Annotated in this window: 15 protein-coding genes; 13 read left to right on the plus strand and 2 right to left on the minus strand. The window is 67.7% G+C overall.

Going from position 1 to position 19,659, the window contains the following annotated elements; genetic code table 11:
• Positions 1–2 precede the first annotated feature (2 nt).
• From Q9R39_RS09845 to Q9R39_RS09880, 8 genes are all read left to right on the plus strand, one after another.
• Positions 3–917: a CoA ester lyase gene (locus tag Q9R39_RS09845; RefSeq protein WP_058251675.1), complete on the plus strand. Its 915-nt coding sequence runs from the start codon at positions 3–5 to the stop codon at positions 915–917.
• A 55-nt stretch (positions 918–972) separates the two neighbouring features.
• A complete protein-coding gene (locus tag Q9R39_RS09850; protein ID WP_058251529.1) occupies positions 973–2,616 on the plus strand; it encodes an AMP-binding protein in 1,644 nt (547 codons plus the stop codon).
• A 38-nt stretch (positions 2,617–2,654) separates the two neighbouring features.
• On the plus strand, positions 2,655–4,607 hold the full coding sequence (locus Q9R39_RS09855; RefSeq protein WP_396275654.1) for an acetoacetate--CoA ligase: 1,953 nt from the start codon (positions 2,655–2,657) through the stop codon (positions 4,605–4,607).
• 171 nt (positions 4,608–4,778) lie between these two features.
• Positions 4,779–5,963 (plus strand): DUF5336 domain-containing protein, encoded by a 1,185-nt coding sequence (locus tag Q9R39_RS09860; RefSeq protein WP_247452068.1) that lies wholly within the window; start codon positions 4,779–4,781, stop codon positions 5,961–5,963.
• A gap of 144 nt (positions 5,964–6,107) precedes the next feature.
• Positions 6,108–7,724 (plus strand): DUF6350 family protein, encoded by a 1,617-nt coding sequence (locus Q9R39_RS09865; protein WP_247451725.1) that lies wholly within the window; start codon positions 6,108–6,110, stop codon positions 7,722–7,724.
• A 77-nt stretch (positions 7,725–7,801) separates the two neighbouring features.
• Positions 7,802–8,425 carry a phosphoribosylglycinamide formyltransferase gene (purN, locus tag Q9R39_RS09870; RefSeq protein ID WP_058251526.1) on the plus strand — a complete coding sequence of 208 codons (624 nt, stop codon included), beginning with the start codon at positions 7,802–7,804 and terminating at the stop codon, positions 8,423–8,425.
• Entirely contained in the window at positions 8,422–9,996 is a 1,575-nt protein-coding gene (purH, locus tag Q9R39_RS09875) for a bifunctional phosphoribosylaminoimidazolecarboxamide formyltransferase/IMP cyclohydrolase (RefSeq protein ID WP_058251525.1), read from the plus strand. The genes purN and purH overlap by 4 nt, the downstream gene beginning before the upstream one ends.
• Positions 9,983–10,726, plus strand: coding sequence for a sulfite exporter TauE/SafE family protein (locus tag Q9R39_RS09880; protein ID WP_082652915.1), 744 nt, complete (start codon positions 9,983–9,985; stop codon positions 10,724–10,726). Before purH ends, Q9R39_RS09880 begins: the two co-directional genes overlap by 14 nt.
• Before the next feature lie 843 nt (positions 10,727–11,569).
• On the opposite strand, the gene Q9R39_RS09885 is transcribed toward Q9R39_RS09880, so the two are convergent.
• Positions 11,570–12,829 (minus strand): HNH endonuclease signature motif containing protein, encoded by a 1,260-nt coding sequence (locus tag Q9R39_RS09885; protein WP_247451728.1) that lies wholly within the window; start codon positions 12,827–12,829, stop codon positions 11,570–11,572.
• 406 nt (positions 12,830–13,235) lie between these two features.
• Entirely contained in the window at positions 13,236–14,312 is a 1,077-nt protein-coding gene (locus Q9R39_RS09890) for an IS110 family transposase (RefSeq protein WP_311277415.1), read from the minus strand.
• Between the two features lie 514 nt (positions 14,313–14,826).
• On the opposite strand from Q9R39_RS09890, the gene Q9R39_RS09895 reads away from it, so the two are divergent.
• From Q9R39_RS09895 to Q9R39_RS09915, 5 genes are all read left to right on the plus strand, one after another.
• The gene (locus tag Q9R39_RS09895) at positions 14,827–15,459 is read left to right on the plus strand and encodes a hypothetical protein (RefSeq protein WP_311277416.1); all 633 of its coding nucleotides are present in this window, start codon (positions 14,827–14,829) and stop codon (positions 15,457–15,459) included.
• Between the two features lie 138 nt (positions 15,460–15,597).
• On the plus strand, positions 15,598–16,464 hold the full coding sequence (locus Q9R39_RS09900) for an ABC transporter permease (protein ID WP_058251521.1): 867 nt from the start codon (positions 15,598–15,600) through the stop codon (positions 16,462–16,464).
• Positions 16,465–16,469: 5 nt separating this feature from the next.
• Positions 16,470–17,543, plus strand: a complete 1,074-nt coding sequence (locus Q9R39_RS09905) for an ABC transporter substrate-binding protein (protein ID WP_091344334.1) — start codon at positions 16,470–16,472, stop codon at positions 17,541–17,543.
• The gene (locus Q9R39_RS09910) at positions 17,524–18,366 is read left to right on the plus strand and encodes an ABC transporter ATP-binding protein (RefSeq protein WP_277244458.1); all 843 of its coding nucleotides are present in this window, start codon (positions 17,524–17,526) and stop codon (positions 18,364–18,366) included. The genes Q9R39_RS09905 and Q9R39_RS09910 overlap by 20 nt, the downstream gene beginning before the upstream one ends.
• A 335-nt stretch (positions 18,367–18,701) precedes the next feature.
• Positions 18,702–19,607 (plus strand): TauD/TfdA family dioxygenase, encoded by a 906-nt coding sequence (locus Q9R39_RS09915; RefSeq protein WP_058251518.1) that lies wholly within the window; start codon positions 18,702–18,704, stop codon positions 19,605–19,607.
• The last annotated feature ends 52 nt before the right edge of the window (positions 19,608–19,659 follow it).

Below are 19,659 nucleotides of genomic sequence, written 5' to 3' on the forward strand. Positions count from 1 at the left end.
CGATGTTCTTCGAGGACCCACCCGGCGGCCCGGTCGCGGGTTCCGGACTGTCGGGGCAGCTCACCAACGCGTGGCTGCCGCCCGGGCCGGCGATGTTGTTCTGCCCGGCGGACCGTCCCGAGCGATACCAGAAGGCCCTCGACCGGGCCGACGTCGTCATCCTCGACCTCGAGGACGCGGTGTCGCCGACGAACCGCGCCGCAGCCCGGGAGGCTCTCGTCGCCAATCCGGTCGATCCGGACCGCACCATCGTGCGGATCAACCCGGCCGGTACCGGCGACTACCGGCGCGATCTCGCCGCCGTCTCGGAGACGAACTACCGGGTGGTGATGCAGGCCAAGGCCGAGGACGTGTCCTCGATCCTGGACACCGCGTTCCAGACGATCGCACTGATCGAGACGCCGCTCGGCGCGACCCGCGCCCGCGACATCGCCGCCACCTCCAACTGCATCGGACTGATGTGGGGGGCAGAGGATCTCGTCGCGGGCCTCGGCGGCACGTCGAGCCGGTTCGGTCCGGGTGAAGCCCGGCCGGGTGAGTACCGGGACGTCGCGAGTTGGGTCCGGTCGATGGTCCGCATCGCGGCCGCCGCGTACGGGAAGTTCGCCGTCGACTCGGTGCACCTCGACATCTCCGACGTCGACGGACTCGTCGCCGAGGTCCGCGACGCGGTGGCCCTGGGTTACACCGCGACCGCGTGCATCCATCCGTCCCAGGTCGATCACATCCGGAACGGTTACCGCCCGTCGGACGAGGCGGTCGAGTGGGCGCGCAAGGTCCTCGACGGTGCGGCCGAACACGCGGGCGGGGTATTCAGCCTCGACGGTCAGATGATCGACGGGCCGGTCCTGCGCCAGGCGGAGGTCGTCCTGTCCCGTGTGAGCGGTACGCGTACCGATCCCGCCCCCGAGAACTGACGAAGCCCCCGACCATCCGGGCATCCACCCCCCGAGAACAGACCGGAGCGAGAACATGAGCACCGAGGCGCACCCGAAGCCTGCACACACGCGCGGTGAGGAGACACCGGCACTGCTCACCGAGACCATCGGAGCCACCCTGGCCCGAACCGTCGCGGACCACGGCGAGCGAACCGCGTTGATCGACGCCGCCGCACGGCGGGAATGGCGATACACCGAGTTCCACCGTGACGTACGCGCGCTCGCGGCCGGACTGCTACGACTCGGCGTGTCGGTCGGCGACCGTGTCGGGCTGTGGTCGCCGAACCGGTTCGAATGGGTGTTGACCCAGTACGCCGCGGCCGAGATCGGCGCCGTGCTGGTCAATCTCAATCCCGCGTACCGGCAGAACGAGATCGAGTACGCGCTGCAGCAGTCCGGGACGAGCGTCGTCCTGGCCGCCGAGAGTTTCAAGGACTCGGCCTATTCGACGATGCTCGACCAGGCCCGGCCACAGTGCCCGGAGCTGCGCGAAGTGGTCCTGTTCGAATCCCCCGGCTGGGATGCGCTGTGTGTCGAGCCGAGCGCCGACGAGCTCACACGCGTCGACGAGATCGCTGCGTCGCTCTCACCCGACGACCCGATCAACATCCAGTACACCTCGGGTACAACGGGTTTCCCGAAGGGTGCGACGCTGTCGCACCGGAACATCGGGAACAACGGGTATCTCGTCGGCGAACTGCTGAACTACACCGCCGACGACCGGATCTGTCTCCCCGTGCCCTTCTACCACTGCTTCGGCATGGTGATGGGTAACCTTGCGGCGACGAGTCACGGTGCGGCGATGGTGATTCCGGCGCCGGCCTTCGACCCGCGGGCCACCCTCGAGGCGGTCGCGGAGTACCGCTGCACCAGCCTCTACGGCGTGCCCACCATGTTCATCGCCGAACTCGGCCTGCTCGACGACGGGCTCGACATCGACCTGTCGAGCCTGCGCACCGGCATCATGGCGGGGTCGCCGTGCCCCGAGTACGTCATGCGGCAGGTCGTCGACCGCATGCACATGCGTGAGGTGTCGATCTGTTACGGCATGACCGAGACGTCGCCGGTGTCGACGCAGACGCGGGTCGACGATCCCCTCGAGTTGCGTGTGACCACCGTCGGGCGGGTCGGCCCGCACCTGGAGATCAAGGTCGTCGATCCCGGAACCGGGGAGACCTCGGCGCGCGGCGAGACGGGCGAGTTGTGTACGCGCGGTTACTCGGTGATGACCGGATACTGGAACGACCCGGAGAAGACGGCCGAGGCCATCGACGCCGACGGCTGGATGCACACCGGCGACCTCGCCGACATGGACGAGAACGGTTATGTCCGGATCACCGGGCGCATCAAGGACATGGTGATCCGCGGCGGGGAGAACATCTACCCGCGCGAGATCGAGGAGTTCCTCTACACCCATCCCGACATTCTCGACGCCCAGGTGATCGGGGTGCCCGACGTGAAATACGGCGAGGAGCTGATGGCCTGGGTCCGGTTGCGCGACACCGCAACCGAATTCACCGCCGACGACCTGCGCGAGTTCGCGACCGGCAAGATCGCTCGACACAAGATCCCGCGGTACGTCCATGTGGTCGAGGAGTTCCCGATGACCGTCACCGGGAAGGTCCGCAAGGTGGCGATGCGCGACGAGGCGGTCTCGATCCTCGAGCAGTTGCGATGAGCACGTCGAGGACTGCGGAGCGGGTCACGAGCACCCAGATGGACCGGTTCGGCCGCTTCGTCGCCGAGCGTTTCGAGACCGGGCGGTTCGAGACCGACACAGACGATTACGGCGATCTGTGGGCGTGGTCGGTGGAACACCCGTCCCGGTTCTGGCGTGCCGTCTGGGAATTCTTCGACCTCGACGCCCTCGCCGCGGAACCGCTCGGGCCCGGGGACGAGGCGGTGCTCGCCGACGACCGGATGCCCGGTGCGGTCTGGTTCCCCGGGATCCGGCTGAACTACGTCGATCAGATCCTGCGGCACGCCGCCCTGCCCGGCGCCGCGATCGTGGGCATCGACGAGGCCGGTGACCGTTCCGAGATCGCGTGGGCGGAACTGCCGGCGCAGGTCGCGGGCCTGGCCGCGACCCTGCGTGCGCGCGGAGTGGGGTCGGGGGACGTGGTGGCCGCCTACCTCCCCGACATCCCCGAGGCCGTCATTGCCTTCCTGGCCACCGCATCCCTGGGCGCGATCTGGTCCGGATGTGGCCAGGACTATGCCCCGCAGGGGGCAGCCGGCCGACTCGGCCAACTCGCACCCAAGGTCCTGTTCACCGCCGCCGGATATCGCTACAACGGCAATGTCGTCGACAAGCGCGCCGACAGCGCCGAGCTCGCCGGGCTACTGCCGGACCTGGTCGCGCACATCACGATCGGCGCGACCGAGGAGTCTTCGTCGGCCCTCGACTATGCCGACGCCGTCACCCGCGACCCCGGCGACTTCCACCCCGTCAAGGTGCCCTTCGATCATCCGCTCTGGGTGCTGTTCAGTTCCGGCACCACCGGACGCCCCAAAGGCATCGTGCACGGACACGGGGGAGTCCTGCTGGAGCACCTGAAAGCCGGTGCCCTGCACGGCGATCTGTCCGCAGACGACGTGTTCTTCTGGCAGACCGCGCTCAGCTGGATGATGTGGAACTATCAGGTCGCCGGACTTCTCTGCGGTTCGCGGATCGTCTGTTACAGCGGTTCGCCCCTGTACCCCGACGCCGACCGCCTGTGGCAGGTCGTCGACGACGAGCACGTCACCTACTTCGGCACGAGTCCCGGTCAGCTGCAGGCCTCGCGGAAGGCGGGTCTGGAACCGGGCCGCCGGCACGACCTCGGTCGGTTGCGCACTCTCGGGAGTACCGGATCATCGCTCGCCGCAGATCTTTTCACCTGGGTCGACGACCACGTCGGGTCCGGACTGCCCATCTCGTCGATCAGCGGCGGCACCGACATCGTGTCCGCGTTCGCCGGCGGCTCCACCGGTGTACCGGTCGTCCCGGGGGAGCTGTCGGTGCGCTACCTCGGTGTGGCACTGGAGAGTTGGTCGCCCGACGCCCGCCCGCTGGTGGGGGAGGTGGGTGAACTCGTCGTCACCGCGCCGATGCCGTCGATGCCCGTGAGCTTCTGGGACGATCCCGACGGTGCGCGCTACCGCGCGGCTTATTTCGCCCACGAATGGGAGGGCGGTGCGTCGAATCCGGAGAAACCGGTCTGGCGGCACGGCGACTGGGTGACGGTGACCGAACGTGGGTCGCTCGTGATCCACGGCCGCAGCGACGCGACGTTGAACCGCCACGGGATCCGGATGGGATCGGCCGACATCTACGAGGTCGTCGAAGCGCTCGACGAGATCGCCGAGGCCTTCGTGCTCGGTGTCGACGGACCGGACGGCGCCTACTGGATGCCGCTGTTCGTCACCCTGGTCCCCGGCGCGACGCTCGACGACGCGCTGATCGGCCGGATCGCGGGCGCGGTCCGCGACCGCCTCTCCAAACGCCATGTGCCCGACGAGGTCATCGAGGCCCCCGGGATTCCACACACCCGGACCGGAAAGAAGCTCGAGGTTCCGGTCACCGCGATTCTGGCGGGCCGTTCCGAGGTCAACATCGACCCCAAGGCGGTCGACGACTACGCGCTGATCAACTGGTACGCCGAGCAAGGGCGCGCGCATCGCTGGTGAGCGGGATTCGTGGCCCGGCGGGGCGACCCCGATGTGCAAGGGTCATGGGACCCGGCTGGTATGTGTACTAGCGTGGTCGACAGTTCTGCGCTCGTGGGGGGCGACGGCCGGACGCCGTCACCTCGACGCGACCCGCTGATCCTGACCGACCGACCCGACCAGGAGATCGTCATGACCTACCCACCCGGCGGCTACGGGCAGCAGCAGCCCGAGTCCGGCCAGTCCTACGGCCAGTACGGCAATCAATCCGGATATCCCCAGTCCGGCGCGCACAACACGGGTCCGCAGGCGGGCCCCGCGCCCGGTTCCGATCAGTACGGTCAGGCCCAGCAGTACGGGGGCCAGCAGTACGGTCAGAGCGGACAGTCCTACGGCCAGGGGCAACCGGGCTACGGCCAGAGCCCCGCGCAGGGATATGGCCAGCAGGGATACGGCCAGCAGGGGTACGGCCAACCCGGATACGGCCAGGACCAGCAGGGCCAGCAGGGCTACGGCCAGTATGGGTATTCCCCGCAGCCGACCAAGGCGCCGAGTCAGGGACTGCCGGCCATCACCCCGGTTCTCCTCGCCGCCGCGATCGGCGCCTTCGGCCTCATCGTCCTCTTCAGCGGGTTCCTGTCCGCCGCCGAGACCTATGACTTCGCGCTCAAGCTGTTCCAGACCCAGTACAACGCGCCGTACACGCTGATCAGCGTTGCCGGGATCCTGGCGCTCATCTCGCTGATCCCGGGCATCAAGGTGCCTGCGGCGCCGATCGTGGCGTCGCTGGCGATCACCTCGTTCCTGATCACGCTGTTCCAGTTCCTCAACATCGACGACAACGGTGCCGGGGCGATCGTGCTGCTGATCTTCACCCTCCTGTCCGCGGTTCTCGCAGTCGTGTGGTTGCTCGTCGACGCCGGCGTCATCAAGGTGGCGCCCGCGGTGGGCTCGGCGACCGCCGCGGTAGCCCCCGGCTCGTCGGCCGCGCAGTCCGACACCGGCGCTCACCAGCAGACCGGTGGCTACGGTGAGGCGCAGACCACCGCCTACGGCACCGGCAGCGCGCAGGCTCAGTACGGCCAGCAGTCGTCGGCGAACTACGACCCGTCGGCCTACTCGCAGTCGTCGGGCGCGTCGACCGCCGGTCAGAGCGGTTACTCCGGCGGTGCGAGCGAATCGTCGGCATCGGCCTCCGGTCACGGCGAGTCGGGCTACGGGGACTACCGTCCCGGCCAGTACGCGGCCGGCGCCTCGGGCGCATCCCCGGCCGCGCCCGGTGGATCCGCTGGCCCCTCGGGCACCGACACCCCGGCCGGAGACCACTCGACCACGGTCTTCCAGAAGCCGGAGCCGCCCACCGGCAGCGGCAACTGACAGAACCCCCACAGTGCCCCGTCGACCATCGGTCGGCGGGGCACTGTCGTCGTGCGGACGGTCCAGCGGTGAGCTGACTCCCTTTCGCAGGCCGCTCGGCGCGTCTACGACGGCGTCGGCCGGGACCGTGTCAGGCTCATGACGATGCCCTCCCTCAAGTCGGACCCGACCACGGACAATCTGGCGTCGCAGCTGCGTAACCTGCGGCGATCACGTCGTGCGCAGCGCACGGCGGCCGAGGGCTCGGCCCGGCAGCTCGCGGTTGTCGCGTTCACCGTTCCCGCGATAGCACTGGTGACGCTGATCGTCGTGATGCTCTCGGTGCTGCTGCTGGCCGGCAGCGGCCTGACCGGACTGCCGAGTGCGATCGCCTCGGGCTGGCTGGCCGTCCACCAGATGCCGGTCACGATCAGCGGGGTCACCGTAGGTGTGCTGCCGCTGTTGCCGACGCTGGCGGTCGCCGCCGGCACTGCCTGGCTGACGGCCCGGGCCGTCGCCGGTGGCACGAACTCGAACGAACGCGATCGGCACGACCTGTTCGACCTCGGCGCCGTCGTGTTCTCGGCGGTGATCGGCCCCGTTCTCATCACCGCGATGTCCCTGGCGGTCGTCATGGACGGCGGGTCGGTCCTGCCGGTACAGACGCCCAACGCACTGCTCGCGTTCCTCTACACCCTCGGCGTACACGGCGGTGCGGCGGTCGCCGGTGTCGTGTGGAGCCGACGACGCGACTTCGCCGTCCGCGGGGGCGTGACCCACGCCGATCGTCGCGGTTTCCGGTACGGGCTGGTGGCGGCGCTGCTGCTACTGGTGGCCGGAGCCGTGCTGGTGTGTCTGCGAATGTTGATGAGGCACGGGCAGATCGGTGAACTGATCGAAACCGGTTACGACTTCGACGGGTTCCTGGGACTCACCCTGCTGTCGATGCTCTACCTCCCGAACGTGATGGTCGCCGCGATGGCGGTGCTCGTGGGTTCCGACGTCCAGATCGGTGCGACGACGGTCGACCTGTTCACGGTCCGCGGTGACGCCGTCCCGCCCGTCCCGGTTCTCGCGGTCCTTCCCGACGGGCCGGGTGCCGGGGCATGGGGATTCGTCGGACTGCTCGTGCCGGCCGGTGTCGCCGCGTTCGTCGGCTGGCGATGCCGCGACCTCGATCCCATGGCCCACGTGCGTTCGGTGGGTGTCGCCGCGGCGGTCGCGGCTTCGGTGGTCGCCGTTCTCACCGTCTCGGCGGGTGGAACGCTGGGGGAGTTCGGCGAGGTCGTCGTGACGGTGTCGGCGGCCGGGGTCTTCACACTGGGTTGGATCGCGGTCGTCGGCCTGCTCATCGTGCTCGTCTACGCCTTCCTGCCGTCGACCCGAGCGGCACGTCTCGCTGTCGGCGAGGAGTACTTCGAGGATCCACTCGACCTCGGTTACGAGGACGAATACGTCATCGTCACCGATCTGGACGAGGACGACGAGTACGCCGAGTACTCAGAGGTCGAGGACGGCGAATTCGAGGACGGCGAGTACGAGGACTCGGACTACGACGACGGTGAGTTCGACGACGGTGAATTCGGGGACGCTGACCTCGCGGACGACGACGCGGAGAACGTCGCCGCGTCGGACCCGGACGACTCCGATCTCGACACCGCATCCGGGCGCGCGCCGGCGAAGAACCGCGTGTACGACGACGATCTCGACGTGGCGGATCTCGCCGTCGACGTGGATCACGACCTCCATCCCGGTTCGCACGGGGCCTCACGGCAACGCTGACAGCGCGCTTCCCGGGCGTGCCCCGGCGGCGCCACCCGGCGCGGGCGGCCCAACGTGCGGCGATTAGTCTCGACGACGTGACATCCCCGACGGCACCTGGTCGCACCCCGCTGGTGGTGATGGCGTCGGGCACCGGTTCGCTGCTGGAATCGCTGATCGCGCGCGCCGGTGACGAGGATGCCCCGTTCCGTGTCGCGGCGATCGTGGTCGACCGCTCGTGCCGGGCGCAAGAGGTCGCGCAGCGCCACGACATCCCGCTCATCACCTGCCGTGTCGCCGACCACGCCGACCGTGCGACGTGGGATCGTGCGCTGACCGACGAGGTCGCCGCGATCGAGCCGGAGTGGGTGGTGACCGCCGGTTTCATGAAGATCCTCGGCCCGGCTTTTCTCGGCCGGTTCGGCGGTCGCGTCGTCAACAGTCATCCAGCGCTGCTACCCGCGTTCCCGGGCGCCCACGGTGTCGTCGAGGCGCTCGACTACGGCGTCAAGGTCACGGGCGCGACGGTGCATCTGGTCGACGAAGGCGTCGACACCGGCCCGATCCTCGCGCAACGAGTGGTCACCGTCGACGACGACGACACGGTCGACACCCTGCACGAACGCATCAAGACGGTTGAGCGTGTGTTGCTCGCCGACGTGGTGACCGCACTGGTCACCCGAGGAGTAGTCATCGATGGACGAAAGGCCCGCATCCCGTGAACGCACCCAGCTCTGACAGCTCTCGTCGACCGATTCGGCGCGCGCTGGTGAGTGTCTACGACAAGAGCGGTCTCGCCGACCTCGCGACGGCACTACACGCGGCCGGAGTGGAGATCGTGTCCACCGGGTCCACCGCGAAGACCATCGCCGGCGCGGGCGTGCCGGTCGTGGAGGTGTCCACGCTGACGGGCTTCCCCGAGTGCCTCGACGGCCGCGTCAAGACCCTGCACCCCAAGGTGCACGCGGGCATCCTCGCCGATACCCGTAAGTCCGATCATGTGGCTCAGCTCGACGAACTGGGCGTCGCCGCATTCGATCTCGTCGTCGTCAATCTCTATCCGTTCACCGAGACGGTGGCGTCCGGTGCGACTCCGGACGAGTGCATCGAGCAAATCGACATCGGCGGCCCGTCGATGGTGCGTGGGGCCGCGAAGAACCACCCGTCGGTCGCCGTCGTGGTCGATCCCGATGACTACTCGCTGGTGACCGAGGCCCTCACGGCCGACGGGTTCTCGCTCGTCGACCGGAAGAAGCTTGCGGCAAAGGCTTTCCGGCACACCGCGGACTATGACGTCGCGGTCGCGTCGTGGATGTCGAGTGTGGTTGCGCCCGAGGACGAGTCGCAGTTCCCGGCGTGGGCCGGTGCGACCTGGACCCGCTCCGCGGTGCTGCGTTACGGCGAGAACCCGCACCAGCCGGCCGCACTGTATGTCGGTAACGCCGGGGCCGGCGGGGTTGCGACCGCCGAGCAGCTCCACGGCAAGGAGATGAGTTACAACAACTACACCGACGCCGATGCCGCGTGGCGCGCCGCCTACGACTTCGATGCCCCGGCGGTCGCGATCATCAAGCACGCCAACCCGTGTGGCATCGCCATCGGCGCCGACATCGCGGAGGCGCATCGCAAGGCGCACGCGTGCGATCCGGTCAGCGCCTACGGCGGCGTGATCGCGGCGAATCGTGAGATCACCGTGGCGATGGCCGAGCAGGTCGCCGAGATCTTCACCGAGGTGATCGTCGCGCCCGGCTTCGCCGACGGTGCGCTCTCGGTGCTGACCCGTAAGAAGAACATCCGCGTCCTGGTGGCCACCCCGCCGGCGGCGACCGGGATCGAGACGAAGCCGGTGTCGGGCGGACTGCTGATGCAGCAGCGCGACGTCCTCGACGCCGACGGCGACAATCCGGCCAACTGGAACCTCGTGGCGGGTCCGCCGGCCGACAACCAGACCCTTGCCGACCTCGAGTTCGCCTGGCGTGCGTGCCGTTCGGTCAAGTCCAACGCCATCCTGCTGGCGTCCGACGGTGCGTCGGTCGGCGTCGGCATGGGCCAGGTCAATCGCGTCGACTCCGCGCACCTGGCCGTGCAACGCGCCGGTGACCGTGCAGCGGGGAGCGTCGGGGCGTCGGACGCGTTCTTCCCCTTTCCGGACGGACTGCAGGTACTGCTGTCGGCCGGGGTGAAAGCCGTTGCGCAGCCGGGCGGTTCGATTCGCGACAACGAGGTGATCGAGGCGGCCGACGAGGCGGGCGTGACGCTCTACCTCACCGGGGCGCGTCATTTCGCTCACTGAGCTCGCTCTACTGGTCGTCGCCGGTTTCGGCGCCGGCCTGATCGGCTACATCACCGGGCTGGCGTCGATCGTCAGCTATCCCGCACTGCTCGCCGTCGGACTCAGTCCGATCGCGGCCAATGTCACGAACACGGTCGCGCTGGTCGCCGTCGGGGTGGGCAGTACCGCACAGTCGGGACGCTCCCTCCTCGACGGTGACCGCAGGCGGCTGACCATCGGCGCGATCGCCGCGCTCATCGGCGGCACGGTCGGGGCGGTGCTGTTGTTGTCGACGCCGGCCGAGGCGTTCGAGGCCGTCGTGCCGTTCCTGGTGGCGATCGCCGCGATCGCCCTGTTGGCGCAACCGGTTCTGCGGCGGTGGGCCACCTCGCACGCCGAGCGTCCCTGGGTGTTCATCCTGGGCCTGACGCTGATCTCGGTGTACGGCGGGTACTTCGGGGCGGGCGCCGGCATCATGATTCTCGCGCTCATGCTCGTGGTGACCAGCGAACCATTGTGGCGCGCAGCGTTGTCCAAGTCGTTGTTCCTCGGCATCGCCAACACGATCGCCGCCATCGGCTTCATGATCTGGGGTCCCGTCGACTGGTGGGCGGCGCTCGCCATGGCCGTCGGCTGTCTTGCCGGCGGGTGGTGCGGCCCGCCTGTCGTGAAACGGCTGCCGCCCGGGCCGCTCCGGATCGTGGTCGGGGTGTGCGGGCTCGGACTCGCGGCGTGGCTCGCGGTCAGCTGACGTCGGCGTGATGAGCAGGCGGTTGTCGTCGGTGTGCCCGCGGCAGCCCCTGCTCCCTGAGGTGCGTCCGGAGCTTGCGGAGGGCGCGTCAGCCCCTGCTCCCTGAGGTGCGTCCGGAGCTTGCGGAGGGCGCGTCAGCCCCTGCTCCCTGAGGTGCGTCCGGAGCTTGCGGAGGGCGCGTCAGCCCCTGCTCCCTGAGGTGCGAGGAGCGCAGCGACGAGCCACGAAGGGTCCGGCGACCGGCAAGCTTCAACTCGACCGGCAGACTTCGATCGAGGTCTGGGAGTCGAGTTGAAGTCTGTCGGTCACAAGTCGGGGCAGGTATGCGAGACAGTCCCGCCGGTCGAGGTCGACTGCGCTCCTCGGTTGAGCCTTGCGGCCGGGGGTGGGGCAGCCACGCTTCCTCGGATCGGTTGCGTATGTTGTCAGTAGCGCACGTTCGGCCGAAGGAGCGCTTCAATGTCGGGGGCACGGGCATACAGCGATGCCGGTCTTTCCATTGGGCGCAGTTGTCTAAGAGCAACTTCGGCCTGCAGGTGAAGCTGCCCAACAGGGTGCGCTACCGGACATCGATTTGCCGCAGTCGGAAGTATCGCGGCCCACTGACGGGGCGGCAGCCCATTCGGCAGTTCACGGCGGCCGTCAGCCCGCATGTGGTCCAGGTGCAAGGGCGGGGTAGCGGCGAGGGTTTCACAGTACGGCCCCGTTCCCGGTCCACGATCCGACCAGGAACGGAGCCGACTGCAGTGTCGCTGTGGAGTTGTCAAGGGACGGATGCGGTCCCGGGCGGGCGCCGGGAGCGAGGCTGCTACGCGAAAGTCTGGTGGTCTGTGGCGGCAGCGGTCAGGCGGCGTCGTCGAGTCGCATGGTGCGTCGGTTGTAGGCGGGTAGTGGTCGGCGCCGCGGATCGATGGTCGCGGGTGGGACAAGCCAGGGATGACGGTCGAAACCCATCACGATGTCCCAGCCGTGGTGGTGGACTTGCGTATGGCAGCGCTGACACAGCAAACAGCCGTTGTCGAGGTCGGTGGGTCCACCGTCGGCCCATGGCTGGATGTGGTGGACCTGGGTATATGACGGTGGTGCACCACATTTGATACAGCAGGCGTCGCGGACGATGATTGCTTTGCGGAGGTGTGCCGGATACAACCGACGGGTGTGGCCCATCTGCAGCGGTACGCCCTCACTGTCGAGGACGATCTCGATCAGGGATCCGTCGCAGGAGACCTGTTTCGCGGTGGCATGGCTGACCGTCCCGGTCCACGGCAGCGTTGCGAGTTCTCCGGTGGCGGGGATGGTCAGCATCAGTTGCGTGCGTGGGCTTCCGACGGTGTCGATGGTCGCGCCGATCGCTGCTTGGTCGAGGATCAGTTCGAAAGCGTCGGCACGGCGCTGCTCGGCGGTTCGTCGATCTTCGGCTCCGTCGGGTTCGGGCCGTGGACACGATCGTTCGTCGATCATGGCCAGGAACTTCTCGCCGACGATCTGGGTGAGGTCGGCCCGGATTTCGACGCGGCCGTCGTCGGTGGTGTGGGCGTTGACCGCGTTCAGCGATGGGTCGTCGGCGGCCGGTACGCTGGTGTCGGAGGCGTCCGCCAGAGTGTTGACGATGGCTCGGGCATGCTTGAGTACTTGCGGCGGCGTCGCACCGGACAGTGCTTGGGCGATGAGTTCGAGCTCATACCGTGAGCGCTTGTCGTCGGAAAGCGCCTCACCACAACGCTTGTCGATCTGGTGCATGCCTCGGACGATGGCGTCGACGATCTCGCTGGACAGCCGCCCGTCGGCCGCGTGACTCGCCAGGGCCGGCAACGTCGGCAGGGCATCGACACTCCGCATGGTGCGAAGAGCGGCGACCGGGGCATGGCCTGACTCGATCAGCAGTTTCTTGGTGGTGCTGCCCGCTTTCTGGGCGACACGGAGGTCGTCGAGTTGCGCTGTGTGGGTGACGATCTGGTGGTCGACGGTGTTGCGGATCAAACGCAGCGTCTCGAGGGCGTCGAACGTCGCTCTGCCCGTGGGGTCATCGGCGGGTGGTGTGGTTTCGATGAGCTGATCGAGGAGAGTGGCGAGCTCTGGCATGACTCCAAGGTACAGGAACATTCGTTCGATTTCGAGAAAATTCCACAGGCCGAGAACCACGAATTCATCGACTGTGCAGCATATTTCGTCGTCTGTGCGTCGATTCGCGTTGGGTGGGCGTGGATTGTTGACAAGGTGTACTCCAGTCACACTCGTCCCGCATTTCGGTTCACGTTCGATCGGCCTGATTGCGAGCGGTTTTGAGTTCGGCCTGGGGTGTAGACCCCTTCGAGGCTCGTCGCTTGCGCTCGTCGCGCCTCGGGGGACGGAGGGGGTCGGTGCTTGCGCTTCTCCCGTCTCGGGGAGCGGGGGAGGGTTCGTTTCTTGCACCTCAGTAGGTACGGCCTGGCGGCCGTTGTGGACTACGAAAAACACTCGTGAGCGTCCAGACTTCTGCATGCTGAGGTGCGAGCGAAGCGAGAGGGTCCTATAGCTTGTCAAGTGCTCCGAGGTCGGTGGTGAGGTCGCGGAACACTTCGCGGGCGATGTATCGCTTGAGGCAGCGGAGGATGTCTTTCTTCGTTTTGTGTTCGGCGGAGCGGCGTTCGACGTAGGCGCGGGTGGGGGCGTGGGATTTCATGCGTCCGACCGCGATCATGTGCAGAGCGCTGTTGGCTTGCCGGTCCCCGCCCCGGTTGAGTCGGTGGCGGCTGGTTTTGCCTGAGGATGCCGGTAACGGGGCGGCGCCGACGAGTTTGGCGAACCGTGCCTCGGTGCCCATCCGCTCGACGTTGTCACCGGCGGTGATCACCAGGCGGGCGGCGGTGATCGGCCCGATCTGCGGGCGCGAGAGCAGGGTGGGTACCAGCTTGCTCAGCAGTCGTGTGAGTTCGCGGGCCAAGGACCGGGCTTGTTGTTGGGCGAGTCGGTGTCGGTCGAGCAGCGACCGCGCCGCGCGCACGAACGCCGCGGCCGGCGCGGACAGACCAGCTTTCTCGGCTGGTACCGGCAAGTCTGTGATGAATGCTGCCCGCTTGGCGATGGTGCGGGCCTGGCGCGCTTGATCGGCGTGCTCGGCTGGTGCGGTGGTACACAGGTCACGGATCTGGTTACCGATCCGGGTGGCCTCTGCGACGGCCGAAGCCCTTGCCACGGTGAGCATCCGAACAGATTCGACCGCGCCGCGGGTGTCTTTGGCCACCGCGGTGGCGCGGCCGGTGATGACGGCCATCGCCGCGGCGTAGGCATCGAGTTGATCGGTCTTACCGTGGGCGTAGCGGCGCGGCAGATCGGGGGTGTTGACCTCGATCACTCGCACCCCTTCAGCGGTGAGCATGCGGGTCAACCCGGCCCCATAGGAGGGGCTCGATTCCACCGCGGCATCCTCGACGCGGCCGAAGCCACACGCCCACTGCCACAACTGGGTGTAGCCGGCGGTGGTGGTCGGGAACTCGCGATCGGCCAGCGGGCGGCCGTCGGTGGCGACGATCGCGGCGTGATGGGTCTGTTGATGGGTGTCGACTCCGAGTACGACCACTTGCGTGGTCACTGCTGTCTCAGCCATTCTGGCGGTGTCTCCTTCACTGCGGTGTGGGATGACCTCACCGGGGCGGGTGGACAGGACAGTGAAGAGTCACGGCCTACCAGCCAGACAGGGTCCTAATCAGGTCACACCCGCCCCGGCCCTCAAGGTCACTTGGTGCAGGTGATCGACCGAAGTTCTGGGCCGACACATCTCGCCCATGACAGCACCGTCAGCCACGAAGTAAGTCAGACCCAAACCCGGTCAACCACCCACACCCATTCTCACTGCCACGAAGGGCTCGCAAGGTGCCTCATCAGGGCCCTTCGTGGCTCGTCGACCTCGACGCGCTCCTTCGTCGCTTGCTCGGCCCGGCGGCTTGCGCTCCTCGCACCTCAGGGACCAGGGGTTTGCGGTTCTTTCGGATCAGGAAGCATGCGTACGCTTCCCGCACCTCGGACGCGCAGGCGTCTTGTCGTGCACCTCGGTCGCAAGGGTTTGTCGCTTAGGGCGGCTGGATGTGTGAGAGATGCTCACCGATCGGGGGTGTGAAGAGATGACGAACAGCAACACAGCGCGGTCGGGTGGCGATGACGCCGGTGACGAGACACCGTTGAGACTCTTCGGTTTCGAGTACGACGGGGCCGGCCACCGCGCGGAGGTCCTCGACTACTCCGGATGTGATGTGACGACGGTGATCTCGGACGCCGATTACTTCTTCACCGATCAGGGCAAGTTGTGGTCGCTCGCTGTCGTCGTCGACGATCGAGCCGACCATGAGCGATTGGTGTGGCTGTCGGGGTACGACTATCGGGAGCCCGCTCGAACACGGGTCGAGCGGGCAGGGCGAGCCGAGATGCAACTGCGATATCTTGCCTCCCGCTCCGCAGAGTCACGACCGGTGGTGCTTCCCGACGGCCTGCGGCTCATCCGCATGTTCCCCGAGTGGGGCGCCGGACCACTCTGGGAGAACTTCACCGAGAACTACCCCGCCGACCCATTGCGCCTGGGCCTCGACCCCGAGCTGGCAGCGGAGCTCACCGAGTGGAACGACGTGTGGAACGCGCGTCCACACGACGCCGACCTCGACGACGAACCCGGATGGACAGCCGCCGGAGTCGCGCTACACGCTCGCGTCCAGTCCGCGCTGGCCGGTGTCGCCGAGGTGGCCGCGCAGTTCGTGTTCTAGGCAACTTCCACACGGACGCGACCAGCGAAACCCCACGCCACATGCACATCGCGCCGGATCCGTATGCATCCGACAGGAGTTTTCCTCTCGGAGAGGAAAACTCTGGTCGCCGGGGTTCGCGATGTCTAGACATGCACGGTGACCTTGTTTGTGGACATCACCCCGGACGAAGCGGGTGGTGGGGCGGAGCGCACGTCGCCCGGCGGTTCGTCTCGCGCGCGATCGCTGTTGACCCGGGTGGGACTCCCGTTGCTCTCGGTGGTGCTGTTCGCCGCCGTGTGGCAGGTCGTCGCCGTCAGCGGGATCTGGAGTGAGACCTTCGTGCCGCGCCTGGGCACCGTGTGGCAGGCCTTTGTCGACATGTCCACGACGCACGACGGAGTCCGCGGCTATGCCGACTATTACTGGTGGGAACACCTATACATGACGCTGCGCCGGGTCTTCGCAGGTGTGGCGATCGGCGTGATCCTCGGCGTGCTGCTCGGTCTGGCGATGGGAACGGTGGGGTGGTTCCGACGCCTGCTCGAACCGTGGCTCACGTTCCTGCGCGCTCTACCGCCGCTGGCCTACTTCTTCCTGTTGGTCATCTGGCTCGGCATCGACGAAGCGCCGAAGATCACGCTGCTGGCATTGGCCGCGCTACCGCCCGCGGCGGTGGCGACCACCGCCGCCGTCAGTGCCGCGCCGGTGAGTCTCATCGAGGCGGCGCGCGCGCTCGGGGCCTCGCGGTCCGAGGTGATCCGCGACGTCGTCGTACCGTCGGCGCTGCCCGAGACCTTCACCGGCGTAAGGCTTTCGGTCGGCATCGCGTATTCCTCCGTGGTCGCGGCCGAGCTGTTCAACGGCATCCCCGGAATCGGTGGCGTGGTCAAGGACGCCAGCAACTACAACAACACCCCCGTCGTCCTGGTCGGCATCATCGCCATCGGTCTGTCCGGACTGATCATCGACGGGCTCCTACGAACAGTCGAGCACCGAGTGGTGCCGTGGCGCGGAAAGGCCTGAAAGACATGACAATCACACGCAAGGGGTCCGGTTCGTACCGGCTGCGCCGGTCGCGCTTCGGTGCGGTGCTCGGGATGATCGCCGCAGTGGCGTTGGTGCTCGCCGGTTGCTCGGTCGACAACTCCGGGGACGGCAGCAAGCCGACGATCCGGCTCGCCTACCAGTCGTTCCCGAGCGGCGACCTGATCGTCAAGAACAACGGGTGGCTCGAAGAAGCGCTGCCGGACTACAACATCAAGTGGACCAAGTTCGACTCCGGTGCCGACATCAACACCGCGTTCGTCGCCAAGGAGGTCGACTTCGCCGCCATCGGCTCCAGCCCGGTGGCCCGTGGACTGTCCGCGCCGCTGAACATCCCGTACCAGGTGGCCTTCGTGCTCGACGTCGCCGGCGACAACGAGGCCCTTGTCGCGCGCAACGGAACCGGCATCGAGACAGTCGCCGATCTCAAGGGCAAGCGGGTCGCGACAGCGTTCGCGTCCACCGCCCATTACAGCCTGCTCGCCGCGTTGGACCAGGCCGGCGTGAACCCGAAGGACGTGAACCTGATCGATCTGCAGCCGCAGGCCTCGCTGGCGGCCTGGCAGCGCGGCGACGTCGACGCGGTCTACACCTGGCTGCCCACGCTCGACGAATTGCGCCAGGACGGAACGACTCTCATCGCCAGCCGGCAGTTGGCCACCGCGGGCAAGCCCACGCTCGACCTCGGTGTGGTCTCCAGTGAATTCGCGACGGCGAACCCGGAGGTCGTGAACACCTGGCGGCAGGTCCAGGCCCGCGCACTCACCCTCATCAAGGACGACCCGCAGGCCGCTGCCGACGCCGTCGCCGCACAGCTGGGCACGACCCCGGAGGATGCGGCCAACCAGTTGAAGCAGGGCACCTTCCTCACCGTCGCGGAGCTGACCAGTCCGACGTGGCTCGGTACCCAGGGCAACCCGGGCAATCTCTCCGAGAACCTACACAGCGCGGCGGTGTTCCTCGCCGAGCAGCAGCAGATCCCGGCCGCACCGCCGATCGAGACCTTCCGCGAGGCCATCTACACAGAGGGATTGCCGGGTGTCCTCGAACAGCAGTAGTCCGCCGGACCGACCCGAGGGGCGACGCGGCTCGATCCGTCTGCACAACGTGTCCCAGAGGTACGGGACAGGTGCGGACGCCGTGACCGCGGTCGGCCCGGTCGACCTGGACGTCCCGCCGGGCGAGTTCCTGGTGCTGGTGGGTGCGTCCGGATGCGGCAAGTCCACCCTCCTGCGACTCATCGCCGGGTTCGAACCCGCGACGGTGGGGAGGGTGGAGGTGTCGGGAGGCGCCCCGGTGCCCGGGGTGACCTCCGGGGTCGTCTTCCAGCAACCGCGCCTGTTCCCGTGGAAGACGGTGGGCGGCAACGTCGATCTCGCGCTCAAGTACGCGAAGGTCCCCAAATCCGAACGGGTGGCACGCCGCGCCGAACTCCTCGAACGCGTCGGTCTGGACGACACCGCCGGCCGGCGCATCTGGGAGATCTCCGGCGGGCAACAGCAGCGGGTGGCCATCGCCCGTGCGCTGGCGGCCGATACGCCGTTGCTGCTGCTCGACGAGCCGTTCGCGGCGCTGGACGCCCTCACGCGGGAACGGTTGCAGGAGGATGTGCGGGCGGTGAGCGCGGACAGCGGACGCACCAACGTCTTCGTCACCCACAGCGCCGACGAGGCAGCGTTCCTGGGAAGTCGGATCATCGTGCTCACCAAACGACCGGGACAGGTCGCACTGGACCTCACCTCGACGTTGCCGCACACCGGCGTCGAACCCGACGAACTACGCGGTTCACCCGAATACGCCGCCCTGCGCGCCGAGATCGGTGCCGCGGTGAAGGAGGCCGCCGTGAAAGATGCTGAGGTGAAGGATGCCGCGGTCGCATGAGCGGCCGGGCCTTTTCCTCAGCGTGGGCTCAACCCTGTGCGGTGGCGCGGCGTCCGGTTAGAAAGTGGGGGTGTCCTCCGTTCCAGCGTCGTCCGCCACAGCAGTGGCTTCGACTCGGCTCGTCGACCTCGACGCGCTCCTTCGTCGCTTGCTCGGCCCGGCGGCTCCGCTCCTCGCCGGCTCAACCAGCGGAAATGCGCGAGGCGCGTTCGGCTCGATCAGCGCACACCAGGGCACCCTCCACTCGATGAACTGGGCGGACGGATCGCACCACGGTTCGCCGCCGGCGCACCCCGCTCCGACCCCCGCCTTCATCGACCTGGAGAACAATCCTCATGACCACCACCTCTCACCCCGTCGCCACCACGCACCGTCCTGACGCCGGAACCATCTCCGGCGGAGTCGAATTCGACATCGACGAGTTCGGCCCGAGTTTCGGTGCCGAGATCCGCGGCGTCGATGTCGCATCCGCCACCGACGCACAGGTGTCCGCGTTGCGCCGGGCGCTGATCGACTACAAGGTCATCGTCCTGCGCGATCAGCACCTCGACGACGAGGCGCACATCCGGTTCGGAAACCGGCTGGGAGACCTGACCTTCGGGCATCCGGTGTGGAACAGCGGCGACGTCCCCGGCGAGGTCTACTCGCTCGACAGCGCCGACAACGGCTTCGCCGACGTGTGGCACACCGATGTCACCTTCATGCCGCGTCCGCCGATGGGCTCGATCCTGCGTCCGGTTGTGTTGCCGCGCAACGGCGGTGACACCAACTGGGCGGACGCCGAGCTCGCGTACCAGTCGCTGTCGGAACCGGTTCGGCGGATGATCGACGGACTCAGCGCGGTACACGACGGCAACCGCGAATTCGGTTACTACCTCAAGCAACGACGCAACGGCCGCGGCAACACCTGGGACGGTGAGGAGGTCACCGAGCTGGTGCCGGTCACCCATCCGGTGGTGCGCATCCATCCCGAGACGGGCCGGAAGTCGTTGTTCGTCAATCCCGGTTTCACGTCGCACATCGACGGCGTCTCCGAGGCGGAGAGCCGCGGCATCCTGGACCTGCTCTACGCACACCTCACCAAGCCCGAACACATCGTCCGGCACCGTTGGCGTCTCGGCGATCTCGTCCTCTGGGACAACCGGAACACGCTGCACTACGCGAACCGCGACTACGGCGACGCCCGCCGGGTGATGCACCGGATCACCCTGCGCGGCGAGGCGCCCATCGGACCTGCCTGACCGCGACGTCCCGACGATCCCGAACTCCCACCATCGGCCACCCGGCCGGCGG

Origin of the sequence: Gordonia sp. AC31 (assembly GCF_031844505.1) — a bacterium.
GTDB classification, from domain to species: Bacteria; Actinomycetota; Actinomycetes; order Mycobacteriales; family Mycobacteriaceae; genus Gordonia; species Gordonia hongkongensis.

Coding starts and splice junctions, on each gene's coding strand:
- Q9R39_RS09845 (WP_058251675.1), top strand. CDS start 3: ATGTTCTTCGAGGACCCACCCGGCGGCCCGGTCGCGGGTTCCGGACTG.
- Q9R39_RS09850 (WP_058251529.1), top strand. CDS start 973: ATGAGCACCGAGGCGCACCCGAAGCCTGCACACACGCGCGGTGAGGAG.
- Q9R39_RS09855 (WP_396275654.1), top strand. CDS start 2,655: ATGGACCGGTTCGGCCGCTTCGTCGCCGAGCGTTTCGAGACCGGGCGG.
- Q9R39_RS09860 (WP_247452068.1), top strand. CDS start 4,779: ATGACCTACCCACCCGGCGGCTACGGGCAGCAGCAGCCCGAGTCCGGC.
- Q9R39_RS09865 (WP_247451725.1), top strand. CDS start 6,108: ATGCCCTCCCTCAAGTCGGACCCGACCACGGACAATCTGGCGTCGCAG.
- Q9R39_RS09885 (WP_247451728.1), bottom strand. CDS start 12,829: ATGTTCCTGTACCTTGGAGTCATGCCAGAGCTCGCCACTCTCCTCGAT.
- Q9R39_RS09890 (WP_311277415.1), bottom strand. CDS start 14,312: ATGGCTGAGACAGCAGTGACCACGCAAGTGGTCGTACTCGGAGTCGAC.
- Q9R39_RS09895 (WP_311277416.1), top strand. CDS start 14,827: ATGACGAACAGCAACACAGCGCGGTCGGGTGGCGATGACGCCGGTGAC.
- Q9R39_RS09905 (WP_091344334.1), top strand. CDS start 16,470: ATGACAATCACACGCAAGGGGTCCGGTTCGTACCGGCTGCGCCGGTCG.
- Q9R39_RS09915 (WP_058251518.1), top strand. CDS start 18,702: ATGACCACCACCTCTCACCCCGTCGCCACCACGCACCGTCCTGACGCC.